Source organism: Bacillus cereus group sp. MYBK220-1, assembly GCF_051916445.1.
Lineage (GTDB): Bacteria > Bacillota > Bacilli > Bacillales > Bacillaceae_G > Bacillus_A > Bacillus_A cereus.
In genome coordinates this window covers 190,298-205,141 of record NZ_JBQAGQ010000002.1, presented here as the reverse complement: position 1 = coordinate 205,141, position 14,844 = coordinate 190,298, and the positions used below count along the sequence as shown (strand labels likewise).

Here is a 14,844-nt window from a genome sequence, read left to right as displayed (position 1 = left end):
TGTGGCATTATTTATGTCACATATCCTATTTCTTACAAATAATCATGCATTAATCACTAAACTTCACCATCCCCCCATACCACCCACTACTCTCCTCCAAAAACCCCCTAGTCTCCCCACTATCCTTATAAAAACTCTCCCAACCCCGCTCCCTCAAAATCCCCTTCCAACTCTCACTCTCCACCATTCTTTTAATAACACCATCCCAATAAGCAACCTCTTCCTCCGTCATATCTTTTGGGCCCATAATTCCTTTCCAGTGCTGGAAGATGACGTTGATTCCTTGTTCTTTCCATGTTGGGATTTCTGGTAGTCGGTCTAGTCGTTTTGGTGCGGATACGGCTAGTATTTTTATTTTGCTGGCTTTGTATTGTTTTTCGGCTTCGGATAGGGTCATGGTCGCGGCGCCTATTTGTTTGTTCGTTAGGGCGTTTATGATTTTTTCTTTGTTTTCGTAGACGAAGAATTGTAGTTCGGCTGGGTTTATGCCGAATGCTTTGCTTACTTGTACGAAGGATAGGTGATCGTCGTTTCCTAGGCCGGGGGCAACTCCGATTTTGAAGTTTTTCTTGTTTTGTTTTAGTTGTTTCATTAGTTCGTTTGCGTTTTCTATGTTTGAGTCTTTGGATACGACAACAACTTCCCAGTCCGATGCTAATGTTGCGAGCGGCGTAAAGTCTTTATATGTTAGTTTACTGTGGCCTAGTAGGTTGTTCGTTATGAGTAAGCTTGAGTTAATCGCCAGTACGTGACCCCCTTTTTGTTTCGTATATTTCCAGCCGACGTCACCACTGCCACCTACTTTGTTTGTGACAGTGATTGGTTTTGTAAAGATTTTTTCTTCTGTTAGTGTTTTTTGCATCGCTCGCGCTGTTAAGTCCCATCCTGCTCCTTGAACGTTTGGCGCAACGATTTCTACTTCTTCTATGTTTACTGTATTCGTATGGGATTTTTCCGAGGAACAACCAGCTATTACTCCTGTCATGATCCATATACATAGTAATAATCGTTTTTTCATAGTCCTCGTCCTATGCGATATTTTCGTTCTGGTCGTCCGATAATGCCGTATGTGTACTCTACTGTGCATTCGCCGGTCGCTACTAAGTATTCTAAATATCTTCTTGCGGTTGTTCTGGAGGCCCCCATTTGTTCTCCCATTTCTTCTATTGTAATGCCCTCTTCGAATCCTTTTATAATGCCTTTCACTTTTTGCAGTGTTAACGGATCCACACCTGTCGGTAAGTTTTTTATGTCTTGTGTTTGCGAAGTCCCGAAGAAATTATCGATGAGTGCTTGATTTACTTCATTGTTACTATGTAATAGTTGCTTCTTTCTTTTATAGTCTTCAATCGTGCGAACAAATTTTTCTAACGTGACTGGTTTTATGAGGTAATTGCTTACTCCGTTTCGAATTGCTTTTTCTAGCATATAGTTTTCATTTGCCGCTGTTACCATAATGACGTCAACGTTTGGAAAATCAGCGTGGATTTGTGGTAATAAGTCAGTTCCAATTCCATCTGGTAAGTAATTATCTAATAGAAGTAAATCGATTTCTTCCTTTTGTAGTAGTTCTATCGTTTCTTTCGCGTTCAATGCTTTTCCAATCACTTTTACATCCTTTATTTTTAATAAAAACTCTTCCTGAATTTGCGCGACGCGGAAATCATCTTCTGCAATTGCAACCTTCAACATATGCCCATCCCCCTGTTTGTCATGTACTTTCTCTCAATGTTTTCGGAAGGTAAATTGTAAAAATCGCTCCCCCATTTTTCTCGTTTTGAATTTCAATTGTTCCCTCTAGTAGATCTACCATTTCTTTCACATTCGCTAATCCGTAACCACGATCATTCCCTTTCGTTGAAAATCCTTTTTGAAAAATGGTCGTAATTTTTTCTACCGGTATCCCTATCCCGCTATCTATCACTTCAAATACAATATCGTGCCCAATATCCGTAACAAAGAAGGAAACACTCTTTTCCTCTCGTTCGCTCACCGCATCAAATGCATTATCGATTATGTTTCCAAGAATCGTAATAAGGTGCGACACCTTTATATGGTCTGGTAATGGATGAAGCGCACTATCTCCTTCAATATGAAAATCAATTTTCTTCTCAGATGCTGTTCCGATTTTTCCTAATAAAATAGCTTGTACTTTCGCATCGTGAATTTGATGGAATAAAATATGGTTTTGGCTTTGATGAATGTTAGATTCTTGCTGAATGAATTCAATTGCTTCTTTATAATGCCCTAACTGAAGTAATCCTGATAAGACGAAGAGCTTATTTGTAAATTCATGTGTTTGAGCACGTAAGTCCTCAGAATACTTTCTTACCTCAGATATCGTATTCACTAAGTTTTGCAGTTCTGTTTTATCTCTAAAACTACATACAACACCTACCGTACTGTTATTTTCGAGTATCGGCGTCATATTTAAAATAAACACCTTATCTTGAAACGCGATTTCTTGATCGTTTTCTAGCACTCTCTCCATATTAAATTCCGGTAAAACTTTTGAAATGTGCTGCTGCATATAATCATCATTTACATGAAGCATTTCTTCTGCTGAGGTGTTCATCATCGTAATAAAACCATTTTGATCAATGGCGATGATCCCTTCTTTTATAGATAGTAGTATTGCGCTTCGTTCCCGGTATAACGCTGCGATTTCATTCGGCTCTAAACCGAGTGTATCTTTCCTGATGCTACGCGCTAAAAGAATGCCACCAACAATGCCGGCTAATAATACTGCTAATGAAAAGAGGATAATTTCTTTCGTTCTACTCAATATGTTAGATTCAATACCTTTTATTAAAAACTCTACTGTCACAACGCCTACTACTTGATCGTAATCTCCGTTATGAACAATAATAGGTGCCTTCGCCATTAAAGCCGGGCCACTTGAACCCTTTCCTTCGAGCGTATAGTATCCGCCAAAAGTGAGCGCTTCATAGTTATACGGGTTGTTACTCTTTGTGCCAATTAACTCCGAATTAGAATGGGAATACATAACCCCAAAGCGATCTTCTATAATGACATAATCCGCACCAGCTTGCTCACGAACTTGTTCCGCAATAGATTGAATCGTACTTTTATGCTCGTTATTTTGAAAAGCATCTTTTATAGCAGGCATAAAAGAAAGCGACTTCGCTGTTTGCAGTGCTAACTGTTCTACTTGGCGCTTCGTATCAACGGACTGAATGTAAACAAATATTCCCGCTAATAGGAGAACGACAAATAAAATTAACGCGATAATTAAGCTTACTATTTTCGTTTGCAATGAAACTTTGCGTGATTTTTTCATACCCCATACCCTTTGATAAAATATTCAAAACTATCAATCTCCTTTTTCTATTATTATGACAAAACTGAAAATGAAGCAACTATTAAAAATATCCATGTTCATAAAGTACAAAAAGAATAAAATTGTCATAATATTGAGATTTCATTTAAAGAACAGTACAATTCAACTACAATGAACACGCTTTCATATTATTTTTTTATTTATAAGTACGAGGAGGAATTATTATGGCTCAAGCAAAATCTAATCGAGTCGCCGGCAATATTTTCAAAGGTTCTGTCGGCAATTTAATTGAATGGTACGACTGGTACGTTTACTCTGCTTTCGCTGTTTATTTTTCAGCAGAGTTCTTTCCTAAAGGAGATCCAACGAGTCAATTACTGAACACAGCAGCTATTTTCGCAGTTGGGTTTTTAATGCGCCCTATTGGGAGTTTATTAATGGGACGTTATGCGGATCGGCATGGACGCCGGGCAGCATTAACGCTTTCCATTACGGTTATGGCCGGTGGTTCTTTAATTATCGCCTGTACACCGAGTTACGAAAGTATCGGTATTATGGCACCAATTATTTTAGTTCTTGCTCGTTTACTTCAAGGGTTGTCACTCGGCGGAGAGTATGGAACTTCCGCAACGTATTTATCTGAAATGGCTAGTAGTGGACGCCGTGGTTTTTATTCAAGTTTCCAATATGTAACGCTCGTTGCTGGACAGATGGTTGCGTTAGGCGTTCAAATTGTTCTTCAGCAATTACTAAGCGAACCAGATATGAAAGCTTGGGGATGGCGTATTCCATTCATTATTGGAGCGATGGGCGCAGTAGCTGTATTATGGCTTCGCCGCACGATGGATGAGTCGGAGCAGTTCTCAAACATAAAATCACAAAAACGTGAAAGCGCAGGAACCATTCGCGCTCTTATGAAACATCCGAAAGCAGTATTAACAGTAGTCGGCCTAACATTAGGAGGCACTGTTGCATTTTATACGTACACAACATATTTACAAAAGTTCATGGTAAACACAGTCGGCCTTCCGAAAGAAGTTGTAAGCTGGATTAACTTTGTCGCACTACTTATATTCGTCGTACTTCAGCCAATTGCAGGGCTATTATCCGATAAAATTGGACGCCGCCCACTATTAATGGCATTCGGTATTCTCGGAACATTACTAACAGCGCCCATCTTCTTCTTCATGGAAAAAACGACAGAACCAATCGTAGCATTTTTACTCATGATGGTCGGTCTCATTATCGTTACTGGTTACACTTCCATTAACGCAATTGTAAAAGCAGAACTCTTCCCGACCGAAATTCGCGCACTTGGCGTAGGTTTACCATATGCACTAACCGTTGCGATATTCGGCGGAACAGCTGAGTTCATCGCATTATGGCTAAAAAGTATCGGAATGGAATCACTATTCTACTTCTACGTAGCTGGATGTATCGCGATCAGCTTTATTACGTATTGGCGTATGGATGAGTCATCGAAGACTTCGCAGATTGAGGCAGAGCTTGGTGGTGGGGATACACTAGTTAATAATAAGTCTAGTTAAAATTATGTATTCTATGTTTTTCGTTAATCTGAACTCGATGAATCTCTTTCTTGGCAGGGTAAAGATGTTGTTGGTGCTTTAGAGGTAAGATTAGGATTTACCATTGATGTAAAGGTAACTGTGAATGGAGCGCCACAATACAAAGTACATAACAGCAAGGATAAAAGATACTATGTATCAGCAATTGAAGCCTATTTGTATGTAAAGTAAGAGGTACAAAAGGGCATCCACTTAAATGATACTTTTTAATTTAAATCAACAAAAGAGACCGCAAATGTTAGGTCTCTTTTGTTGATCATTCTCCATATGTAACTTTCTCTTCACTTACTCCAAGCTAGATAACATGGTTCATTGAAATATTCAACCTTAAAGAAGGCTTGTTCTTCAAAAAATTCATTTCTTGCCCTCAGAATCTAGCAAAGTAGCTATTCAATAAATTTTTTCTCTGAATCCAAAAATTTATAAAACCTATTTAACAAATCTTCCTTCGTAGTTGGGGTATCTTGGGGCATATAAGTAATAAAACTTGTCATATCTTCAGGATAATCATGTCTATCATAAAACTCTGCAATTCTATTTAATAGTTCATCCTCATCAGTAATCTTTTCTTTTAACTTAGATAAGTAAACGAATCTGAGTTTACTTATCTCATTCTGTAATTCTTCACTATTTTCTTCTAGATTAGGAAAGTGGAAATCTTTAATTTCAAACAAAATTTTATCTAAATCACTAGAATCTATTCCCCAAGCTAGTTCATTAACAAAAGCTTCATCATCACCGGCTTCCATTAGTTCCACCGCATAATCAGAAATGACATTCGGTTCGAAATATTTTTTATTTACACCGGTATAAATAGTTTTCCAATCATACTTAAGACCTTTGTTCTTAAAATCTATTAAATCCATATAATTCTCCTTTTACTTTTTTGGAACTTGATTTGGTTTCCCTGTAACAGTACCATTTTCATTATCTACAACTACCAAGAGACCATTAAATTCCATACCAATAGGAATATTATTCAGTTGATTATCATGTGCGCCTTGGTACCCTTGTAAAGATACATAAAAATCATGCAGTTCAATTCCTGGTATAACAGGATTTAATTCAAAAGCATAACCTAAATAATTACCTCCAAAGTCTAAAAATCAATAAGAATTATAATATTCTTTAATTGAATTATGTAATTGTATCCCCAAATCTTTTTCTATATTAGAAAAATCATGAATTATATTTTTTTCTAACGGTTTCCAGAATACGTACCCCTCTATATCTGGTTCTCCTTCATAGATAAAAGTATCTGCTTCTTCTATCCATAAAGATTTTAGTAATGAACTATTACAATCTTGCCACTCTCTAATTATTTTATCAAAACAATTTTCCATTTCATTTTTCATTTTTCATTTTTCATTTTTCATTTTTCATTTTTTATTTACCGCCTAATGTATGATGTTCAATACATTTCTGAAGCATTTCTACATATCCTGCATCTTTCACCCATGCTCCAATCGCTTTTTTTGCGTTATGAACCCCTCAAAAACCAGGATGTAGTGGCAGCGGAACACCAACAGCTTGACCACCACCAATATGGTGATGGGCTAATTTAGTTCCACGTAATCCAGTAAAATCATATTGTAGAAATTCCCCTCTAAATCATTAAGGATTTAGAGGGGAATTTCCCTATCACATAAGTAATATCATTTCTTATTAAATTTACTGTGTATCAGTTCAAAAAATTTATTTGTACCAAGTGAAATTGCGCCAATAATAAGAACACCAATAATAAAATAAATCTTTTTAAATAAGTTGTAAGGAGATAAAATAGCAACTACAAGAAGTATTATAATTGCAACGAATGTGACTAATTTCCCAACTTTAAATGCTTGCATATCAGCTTTCCTCCTTCTGGATAAAAACAGCCAATATAGTCATACATCACAGGTTCTTTAACCATAAGTTTTTGTTTCCTTCCATAAAGCACAATACTTAAAATTCAATAAACCTCTTTAAAAGGTTTCATGTGTTCTACCCCCATCTTCTATATGCTTCCTTAAATAATAGTACCTATGGAGTTCCATAATGAAATGAAACAACATAAACGAAAGCATGGAGTATACACACATTAATACAATTGCTACCATCTTTTGTGTTGCAAAACCAAGACTGATATTAGCAATGAGTTGACCCAATCCTACAAAAGCCACTACTCCAAAACTAGAGTTTTTTTCGATGATTTTGATTTTTTGATTGATTCCTGAAGTTTTTTAATATGATTTTTATAATAATAATGCAAAGCAAAAATATACAAACCAACCGAAAAAATAAAATAGATAGGAGTTTGTAATCCTAACATTCCATATGCAAACTTTTGGGTTATAACTAATAATCCTACTGAACATACGATGCCAAATACCCCACGAAATAGAGTGTATTGTAATTGTCGCTTCCTAGGATTTATAACAATCCATATTGCCCATACATTTAAAAAAGCAACTGGTGGAACTATTATGTACATATATATCGGTTGAACAGGATTCGCAAAAGCAGGTAAAAGCACAAATATATCTGCTATCCCAATCACAAGAGTAATTATAGTCGATCTTATATCATTTACAGCATAAAGAGCCACATAATATTCAAAAGCTTTTTTATTAAAATCTGTATTTTTTTTCATGTTAATTAAACCACCCCGCAACTGTTGACCAAGCTTTTTTCGAACCCGTTTTCACCCTATCCTTAATACTATTATCTTCACCATCACCATCTAAATCAACATCCCATTTTACACCTTCTGTGAAATATTTTTCCCTTCTCGAAAAAAAGATCAACCAATTAATAAGATCTAGACTTATCAAAAATTTAAAAAAGCCAAAGATTTTGCTGGTATCGAATCTATTGGGACTCACACCATGCGCAAAAGCTTCGGCTATTGGTTCTATAAATAAAAGGTGTCACTATGTTACACGAAATACTCAATTATAGCACCCTATAAATTACACTGAAATATATTGGTATCAACAAGGAAGAAAAAGACAATATACTAGATACACTTTGTATTTAATTCAATACACATTTCTAATAATATCCCCAGTAAGTATTCATGAACCTAAAATATATTGAAATTAATAAAAAACTGAAATAACATCAAGAACTTGCAGATTTACAATATTAAATATCTATCAATATGATTTATTCTATTGATAGATATTTAATTAATTTTACACTTCAGCTAAGGTTTACAAGTATCTCGTATGACTTATCTCAAAATCTTTATTGATGTTAAAGTTATTCATTTTTAAGACTAGCAACAAATTAATATTGTAAATTCACATTTTAGGGGTAATCCTCTAACCTTCAAATAAAAAATATATTTATGATTAAAACTAATTATATTTTTTTACCTTTAAAGGAATAGATATAAAATACAAATCTATAGCATAAATAGTAATCAAAATACCTTTACCTTCATCAGCAAACTTTGATTGATGAAACTGTTCTGAAACTTTTCTTTTTCCCCATCTTTTAGGAAACCATTGAAATCCTGAAAACATATAATTAATCTACCTTTTCACTAAAATTTTGCTAGTTTATTTCTTAACTCTAACTCTTCGACTGTTTCAAAACCTTTAAAAAATAAACTAGCAATTTGATTATGATTAAAAAATACATTGTATTCTTTAGACAAATTCCCATGAGGATATGGACAAGACACGTAATCCCACATTTTATTTTCATTCACTTGTCCCTGTTTTCTACCGTAAATCATAAGAGGTTGATTAATTCCTTCAACAAGAACCACAGAACCAATTGGTAATAAATCTTCTCCAATAAATAAATTTGGCATATATCTATCTTCCATAATTAAAAGTTCCTCCTAACTAAATTATAAAAAATTAATATTTCTTTGAAGAATGAGATTTCTTAAAAAAAAATGAAACAATCTTATAAAATATAAAAATAGATAATGGCATTACTAAACAAAATACAACAGATAAAACAATTTTTTCATTAAACGTAGCATCTGCTCCAAACCATATAGCTAACAAACTAGATGGAACAGCAATAGCACAAAAAATCAATAAAATCTTCTTAAATACATCTAAAGAAAACAAACTTTATCCTCCTAACATTAATTAAATAAAACTATTTAATCCTTTTCTACTCCAAACTTTACCCCTAGACCTATTCCAAGACCAACATCAATTTCATTCATTAATCCAAATTTAGCCTCTCCACCAATACTACCATAAGCTGCCTCTCCACCAACAACTACTTTCCAATCAATAAAAGGAATAGGAACTTTAAGTTCTGCTTCACCTTTAACTAAATCTGCTTTCGCACCAATACCAATATGACCATCTTTAGCCTCAAAACCAGCTTCAGCATTTCCTACTTTTATATGAGCCTTTCCAAAATCATGATCTACACCAAGATCATTAAAAGTTACCCCAGCCTTGGCTTCTCCACCAATTCCCCCACCAAACTGAGCTTTAACTTCAGCTCTAAGCAATTGCTCATGTATAGTAAAATCTTCAACTTTAAATCCAGCATCTACAACAGCTCCTTTAACCTCTCCACCAATTTTATTAAAAGATGTTAAATCATTAGAAAAAGTATCCATATCTTTAGGAAGCTGTATATCCGTTTCATATTTAAAAGCTTGAGCAAAAGCACCACTTTTTTTATCTGGTTCTACACCTAATCCACCAGAATTTTTAAACACAATATGATTATCCGAACTACTAGTTTTATTGACAATACTATTTAATTTAGTAGCAAATTTATTATTATTATCTACTTTTTCAGAATCCTTATTCAACCTTTCATGCTTTGTTCTTTCTTTAATCAAATTATCAACTTCACGAGCTTTATCTGCTGTAATTTTTTGAATAGGCCCCGTCCAATCCATATTCAACCCTTGCGTACTAAATGTACCACTTGCAGGACTAAAGCCTTTTCCACTTTGAACTTCCGCAAGACCTGCAGCAATACTAGCTGCTAATTGAAGTGCTGTACTATAATTATTACTAGAGGTCTGATTGAATTGATACAAATGATCCAGCTTTTCTTGCAGTTTTTTCCTCATCACAGTAAAAAGATTCGCCATAGCGTCCATACCTGGGATTGGCATAGCTTGACTGATGGCTTCCATACTTGCTTTCATTCGGTCAATTTCTCGAATTTGTTCTAATATTTCTTGTTCAATTACATCTGTGGAAGCGACTTGTGATTGAAATTGACTTGGAAAAGCATCGTTCTGGCGAATTAACTCTTCACACAGATAAATGATTCCTTGCGCTAAAGGACGAAAGGTTTGTACAAAAAATGATTTTGCACTGCTATAAGTTTGTCCTTGTAGAACAGTATCAATTGCAAAGGCATCAATTGACTGAATGACTTGTTCCATACCTTGAATAGTAGCGTTACATACAGCATTCATACTTTGAGTTTGGCCTTGTACTTCTCCTAAATACATATTTAAGCTCATGCATTGACCTCCCTCGCTAATTGTTGTTGTTGATAGGAAAGGTCGTTTTCTAAATCACTAAGGTTTCGTCTTTCTTTAAGCAACGTTTCTTTTTGGTTTTCTAATTCAAATGTGACTTTTCGTTCAATATGTTGTGCCTCTTGATATGTATTCATAAAAAATTGAGACATTTCTCTATCACCATGCCAAGTTCCTAAAATTCGATCAAACAAACGATGGTTTCGACCTCTCCATTCATAAAAATCTGCTTCCACTTGCTCCTGAATGTGAATCGCGGATTGATTTTGGTCTTGTTCTTCAAATACACTTCTTAACTTTTGATTTACTTGATTGATTTGTTTTTCAATATCTTGACTCATTATATTCCTCCTACTATTTTACCTTTACGTAGGTTGTCACATTAGCGAAAAGTGTTGTGAAGTTCGTTATCCATTCTCTCAAACTCTCGGGCTACTGAATGAATATTATCGACCGCTTGTTGAAAGGCAGTGGAAAATTGTTTCGTAAAATCTAACATTTGTTGATTCGCTTCTTGTGCTTTGGAATTAACAGATAGTGTTGTACGCGTCGCCTTTGTTATAGAACGATTTGTTGCACTTTGGATTATATTCGAAGCTGTTCTCATCTGCGTAGCAATTTGTTGTGCCGTTTGAAAATTACTTTGAAATTGTCCCATCACTCAAATCCTTTCTCTAATTTTCAGAAGATGCCAAAAAAATCCCAATAAATATATGAAAATTCCCTATTAATATCACTCTTTTTAAACGTGTGTCCAGCTAAGTTGGGCATGCAATCAAATGAGCCATACACTATAAGCTGTATGGCTCATTTGAAATGCCTGTTATATAGAGTATGACAATTTTTATTTCAAACCGAAATTACGTGATAATTCTTCATCATGAGAAGCAACAGCTTCTGCAGTTTTATTAAGCTGCATATTAATTTCTTGTAATAGCTGTGCGAAGTTTTGTACTTTTGGCTTTAATTGATTGAACTGTTGATCAAAACCTTCGAAAGCACGACCTTCCCATTCTCCTCTTAATTCATTTTGTAAATTTTGTAGTTGACTTAAAATGTCCTCAATTTGATTTGCACCTTGTCCATATTGAGCTGCTTTCGATTTAAGCTCCTCTGGTGACATACGAATTTGTCCAGCCATTTTCATTTCCCCTTTAATACATAATGAGCAAAATATAAATTGGTTAATTTTACTAAATATATTATAATGTATTATTTTGAACTTTAAAACATTTTATCTTTCTATTGAATATTAGAATATTAATATTCAACTTTTTCTTACTTTACAAGATTTTATGCAAAAAAGACCACCAAAAGGCAGTCCCTCAAAACTCAATCCCATCCCGCGCTCCACTACTTTCTCATACAAATAATTCGCAACGATAGTATCTACTACAGCCAAACCAACTGATTTGAAAATAGTAATCTCTTCATCATTTTCGTGACCAGCTTTTCCCCCTTATAATTTAACCAATTTCGGCGTGGAGATTGCTAGTTTTATCAAAATTTGAAGATCACCTGTTTCTAGATCCTATTCAATTAAGCAATCCTACAAATGCCTCTTCTTCCTCATCTATAAAACCTACAAATATAATTTCTTCAATAGCATCCTGATTAAATACAAATGTATAATCAGGATCAATATATCCTTCTGGATAAAAACAGCCTATGTAGTCATACATAACCGGTTCTTCAACCATAAGTAGTTGTTTTCTCCCGTAAATTACAACCTTTTTTGTCCCTCCTTTTAACAGAACAATAGAGCCATTTGGTAACAGCTTTTCTTTAGAAAATTGCATAATTCTCCGCCCTTTCTTATACGGCTGATATATTTTTCAAAGATTATTTAAATAGCGCAGAATCTCACTTGCACCACCCTGTCGTTTTCGATTAAGTATTATTTATCCCTATCACCCAAAATAGAAAAAAGATATCTCTGCTATCTAAATGTAATTCCACATTCATGAGATTAACTCTCCCTCCTATTTTTTCTATCCTTTAACCAACTAGAAGAAGAATGCGATTATATACTTGAAATGCAACAAATCCTCTTTAAAAGCCTATACGTATTTTCCCTCCATCTTCTATATGCTTCCGTAAATAATAATACTTATGGAGTTCTATAATCATATAAAACAAAACAAACGAAAACACTGTGCATGCAGACATAAATACAATTGCCCCCATCTGTTGTGTTGCAATGCTAAGAATTATATTAGCAATTAACTGCCCCGATCCCGCTGCAATAGCTGCTACTTTTACACCACCAGTTCCTTTCGATGATTTTGATTTTTTTCTTGGTTCCTGAAGTTTTTCAATATGATTTTTATAAAAATAATACAAAGCAAAACCATACAAACCAAATGAAAGAATAAAATAGATGGGAGTTTGTAATTGTAACACTTCATAAGCATATTTTTGAGTTATAACCAATAATCCGACTGAACATATGGCGCCATATACTCCTCGAAATAGGGTGTATTGTAATTGTCGTTTCCGAGGATTGATAGCAATCCATATCGCCCACAAATTTAAAAAAACAACTGGAGGAGTTACTATATATACGTAGAGTAATCGAAAAGGATTCGCAAAAGCGGGCAACAGAATAAATATGTCCGCTCCCACAAGAACAAGGGCAATTATTTGGAATCTTATTTCATTTACAGGATAAAGAGCCATATAATGTGCAAAAGCTTTCTTATTAAAATCTATAATTTTTTTCATATTAATTAAACCACCCCGCTACTGTTGACCAAGTTTTTTTCGCACCCGTTTTCACCATATCTTTAATACTATCATCTTCACCATCACCATCTAAATCAACATCCCATTTCACACCTTCTGTAAAATATGTTAGTCCTACTGAAACAGCAAATCCAGCTGCCGCAACCGCCAGAACTGGTGCTGCTGGGAGGGCAGCAACTGTAAGAGCCGTTGCCCCTACGGTTACTGCTCCTCCTACAACAACATTACCAATAATATCCCCGGCGATTTTATCATTTGATTCATTATTTTTGATATTCTCACTTGTATCCGTATATGAGTCTATAGCCACACTAAACCATCCAAGTTTATCCTTTAAAGCCATTTTAGACGCACTTAGCGCACTTCCATTTTTTATAAGAGCATCTATTTCTTTTATCGTCTTGCTAGCAGTTCCATTTTTCATTTTTGCCGCGACATCATCTACATAATAAATCTTATAATCCCTATACTTTCCATTAATTTTTTTATTGCCCTTAAAACCGGAATATTCTCTTACAAGGACGCGTTGTGCTCTTCTGTCCAAATCGTATGTTACCTTATAACCATTAATTACTTTATGAGCTGTATTCCCTACTACAACTGCACCTGTAAGTGTTCCGAATGTATTCCCCGCTCCATCCAATGGTGCATTCCAATTGAATCCAGTCATACCTAAAAATGACTCTTTTTTGTCTACTTCACCAGATTCAGAATCCTTATTTAACCTTTCAACTTCACGAGCTTTATCTTCTGTAATTGTTTGAATAGGCCCCGTCCAATCCATATTCAATCCTTGCGTACTAAATGTACCGCTGACAACACTAAATCCCTTCCCACTTTGAACTTCCGCAAGACCTGCAGCAATACTAGTTGCTAATTGAAGTGCTGTACTATAATTATTACTAGAGTTCTGATTGAATTGATACAAATGATCCAGCTTTTCTTGCAGTTTTTGCCTCATAACAATAAAAAGATTTACCATAGCATCCATACCCGGCATTGGCATAGCTTGATTGACAGCTTCCATACTTGTTTTCATTCGGTCAATTTCCCGAATTTGTTCTAATATCTCTTGTTCAATTACATCTGTGGAAGCGACTTGTGATTGAAATTGACTTGGAAAAGCACCATTCTGACGGATTAATTCTTCACACAAATAAATAATTCCTTGTGCCAAAGGTCGAAAAGTTTGTACAAAAAATGCTTTTGCACTGCTATATGTTTGCCCCTGTAACACAGTATCAGTTGCAAAAGCATCAATCGACTGAATTGCTTGTTCCATACCTTGAATGGTGGCCGTACATACAGCATTCATACTTTGAGTTTGGTTTTGTACTTCTCCCAAATACATATTTAAACTCATGAATTAGCCTCCTTTACTAATTGTTGTTGCTGATATGAAAGATCATTTTCTAAATCACTAAGATCTCGTTTCTCTTTAAACAATGTTTCTTTTTGGCTTTCCAATTCAAATGTAAGTTTTCGTTCGATGTATTGTGCTTCTTGACGAATATCCATAAAAAACAATGACATTTCTCTATCTTTATGCCAAGTTCCTAAAATACGATCAAACAAACGATGGTTTTGATTCTTCCATACATGAAAATCTTCTTCTACTTTTTCCTGTTTTTGAATCGCAGATTGATTTCGGTCTTGTTCTTCAAATACACTTCGTAACTTTTGATTTACTTGATTAATTTGTTTTTCAATATGTTGACTCATCTTTTTCCTCCTACTATTTTACTTTA

17 protein-coding genes and 7 pseudogenes are annotated in these 14,844 nt (G+C 34.8%); 3 read left to right on the top strand and 21 right to left on the bottom strand.

The genetic code is table 11. The features are described from left to right. Positions 1-49: 49 nt before the first annotated feature. From ACTFRU_RS07950 to ACTFRU_RS07940, 3 genes are read right to left on the bottom strand one after another with little or no spacing between them, the layout of a single operon-like run. On the bottom strand, positions 50-1,018 hold the full coding sequence (locus ACTFRU_RS07950; protein ID WP_142374181.1) for a tripartite tricarboxylate transporter substrate binding protein: 969 nt from the start codon (positions 1,016-1,018) through the stop codon (positions 50-52). After that, positions 1,015-1,692 (bottom strand): response regulator, encoded by a 678-nt coding sequence (locus ACTFRU_RS07945; protein ID WP_086388835.1) that lies wholly within the window; start codon positions 1,690-1,692, stop codon positions 1,015-1,017. Before ACTFRU_RS07945 ends, ACTFRU_RS07950 begins: the two co-directional genes overlap by 4 nt. 19 nt (positions 1,693-1,711) lie before the next feature. Then, positions 1,712-3,301 (bottom strand): ATP-binding protein, encoded by a 1,590-nt coding sequence (locus ACTFRU_RS07940; protein ID WP_440037568.1) that lies wholly within the window; start codon positions 3,299-3,301, stop codon positions 1,712-1,714. A gap of 224 nt (positions 3,302-3,525) precedes the next feature. Here ACTFRU_RS07940 and ACTFRU_RS07935 point away from each other — a divergent pair, with 224 nt between their 5' ends. Both ACTFRU_RS07935 and ACTFRU_RS07930 read left to right on the top strand, forming a co-directional pair. Further along, positions 3,526-4,848 (top strand): MFS transporter, encoded by a 1,323-nt coding sequence (locus tag ACTFRU_RS07935; RefSeq protein WP_017656890.1) that lies wholly within the window; start codon positions 3,526-3,528, stop codon positions 4,846-4,848. Positions 4,849-4,887: 39 nt separating this feature from the next. Continuing rightward, positions 4,888-5,058: pseudogene (locus ACTFRU_RS07930) on the top strand (N-acetylmuramoyl-L-alanine amidase); the annotation flags it as partial. 215 nt (positions 5,059-5,273) lie between these two features. On the opposite strand, the gene ACTFRU_RS07925 reads toward ACTFRU_RS07930, so the two are convergent. From ACTFRU_RS07925 to ACTFRU_RS07900, 6 genes and pseudogenes are all read right to left on the bottom strand, one after another. Continuing rightward, positions 5,274-5,753, bottom strand: a complete 480-nt coding sequence (locus tag ACTFRU_RS07925) for a DUF2247 family protein (protein WP_000364132.1) — start codon at positions 5,751-5,753, stop codon at positions 5,274-5,276. A gap of 45 nt (positions 5,754-5,798) precedes the next feature. Next, a pseudogene (locus tag ACTFRU_RS07920) lies at positions 5,799-6,242 on the bottom strand (SecY-interacting protein Syd); the annotation flags it as partial. 136 nt (positions 6,243-6,378) lie between these two features. Then, positions 6,379-6,444, bottom strand: a pseudogene (locus ACTFRU_RS07915) (hypothetical protein); the annotation flags it as partial. Positions 6,445-6,542: 98 nt separating this feature from the next. After that, positions 6,543-6,734, bottom strand: a complete 192-nt coding sequence (locus ACTFRU_RS07910) for a hypothetical protein (protein WP_001147554.1) — start codon at positions 6,732-6,734, stop codon at positions 6,543-6,545. 11 nt (positions 6,735-6,745) lie between these two features. Beyond that, positions 6,746-6,838 (bottom strand): annotated as a pseudogene (locus tag ACTFRU_RS07905) (DUF4176 domain-containing protein); the annotation flags it as partial. Positions 6,839-6,851: 13 nt separating this feature from the next. Then, positions 6,852-7,519 (bottom strand): annotated as a pseudogene (locus tag ACTFRU_RS07900) (hypothetical protein). A gap of 130 nt (positions 7,520-7,649) precedes the next feature. Between ACTFRU_RS07900 and ACTFRU_RS07895 the strand changes: the two are divergent. After that, a pseudogene (locus ACTFRU_RS07895) lies at positions 7,650-7,906 on the top strand (tyrosine-type recombinase/integrase); the annotation flags it as partial. Between the two features lie 322 nt (positions 7,907-8,228). Here the strand turns inward: ACTFRU_RS07895 and ACTFRU_RS07890 are convergent. From ACTFRU_RS07890 to ACTFRU_RS07835, 12 genes and pseudogenes are all read right to left on the bottom strand, one after another. Further along, on the bottom strand, positions 8,229-8,396 hold the full coding sequence (locus ACTFRU_RS07890) for a hypothetical protein (protein WP_000490954.1): 168 nt from the start codon (positions 8,394-8,396) through the stop codon (positions 8,229-8,231). A 20-nt stretch (positions 8,397-8,416) separates the two neighbouring features. Continuing rightward, complete coding sequence (locus ACTFRU_RS07885; RefSeq protein WP_076876523.1) at positions 8,417-8,704, bottom strand: DUF4176 domain-containing protein; 288 nt, start codon at positions 8,702-8,704, stop codon at positions 8,417-8,419. 34 nt (positions 8,705-8,738) lie between these two features. Continuing rightward, the gene (locus tag ACTFRU_RS07880; protein WP_076876522.1) at positions 8,739-8,957 is read right to left on the bottom strand and encodes a hypothetical protein; all 219 of its coding nucleotides are present in this window, start codon (positions 8,955-8,957) and stop codon (positions 8,739-8,741) included. 35 nt (positions 8,958-8,992) lie between these two features. After that, a complete protein-coding gene (locus ACTFRU_RS07875) occupies positions 8,993-10,333 on the bottom strand; it encodes a T7SS effector LXG polymorphic toxin (protein WP_076876521.1) in 1,341 nt (446 codons plus the stop codon). Beyond that, positions 10,330-10,692 carry a DUF3958 family protein gene (locus tag ACTFRU_RS07870; protein ID WP_086388833.1) on the bottom strand — a complete coding sequence of 121 codons (363 nt, stop codon included), beginning with the start codon at positions 10,690-10,692 and terminating at the stop codon, positions 10,330-10,332. The genes ACTFRU_RS07875 and ACTFRU_RS07870 overlap by 4 nt, the downstream gene beginning before the upstream one ends. Before the next feature lie 41 nt (positions 10,693-10,733). Next, positions 10,734-11,009: a TIGR04197 family type VII secretion effector gene (locus tag ACTFRU_RS07865; protein ID WP_140159230.1), complete on the bottom strand. Its 276-nt coding sequence runs from the start codon at positions 11,007-11,009 to the stop codon at positions 10,734-10,736. Between the two features lie 186 nt (positions 11,010-11,195). After that, positions 11,196-11,492 (bottom strand): WXG100 family type VII secretion target, encoded by a 297-nt coding sequence (locus ACTFRU_RS07860; protein ID WP_000918587.1) that lies wholly within the window; start codon positions 11,490-11,492, stop codon positions 11,196-11,198. 126 nt (positions 11,493-11,618) lie between these two features. Then, positions 11,619-11,810: pseudogene (locus ACTFRU_RS07855) on the bottom strand (hypothetical protein); the annotation flags it as partial. Positions 11,811-11,886: 76 nt separating this feature from the next. Beyond that, on the bottom strand, positions 11,887-12,150 hold the full coding sequence (locus tag ACTFRU_RS07850) for a DUF4176 domain-containing protein (protein ID WP_138101366.1): 264 nt from the start codon (positions 12,148-12,150) through the stop codon (positions 11,887-11,889). A gap of 253 nt (positions 12,151-12,403) precedes the next feature. Continuing rightward, on the bottom strand, positions 12,404-13,075 hold the full coding sequence (locus ACTFRU_RS07845; protein WP_098821582.1) for a hypothetical protein: 672 nt from the start codon (positions 13,073-13,075) through the stop codon (positions 12,404-12,406). A gap of 1 nt (position 13,076) precedes the next feature. Continuing rightward, complete coding sequence (locus tag ACTFRU_RS07840; protein WP_152122297.1) at positions 13,077-14,459, bottom strand: T7SS effector LXG polymorphic toxin; 1,383 nt, start codon at positions 14,457-14,459, stop codon at positions 13,077-13,079. After that, positions 14,456-14,818, bottom strand: a complete 363-nt coding sequence (locus tag ACTFRU_RS07835; RefSeq protein WP_000077666.1) for a DUF3958 family protein — start codon at positions 14,816-14,818, stop codon at positions 14,456-14,458. The genes ACTFRU_RS07840 and ACTFRU_RS07835 overlap by 4 nt, the downstream gene beginning before the upstream one ends. Positions 14,819-14,844 lie beyond the last annotated feature (26 nt).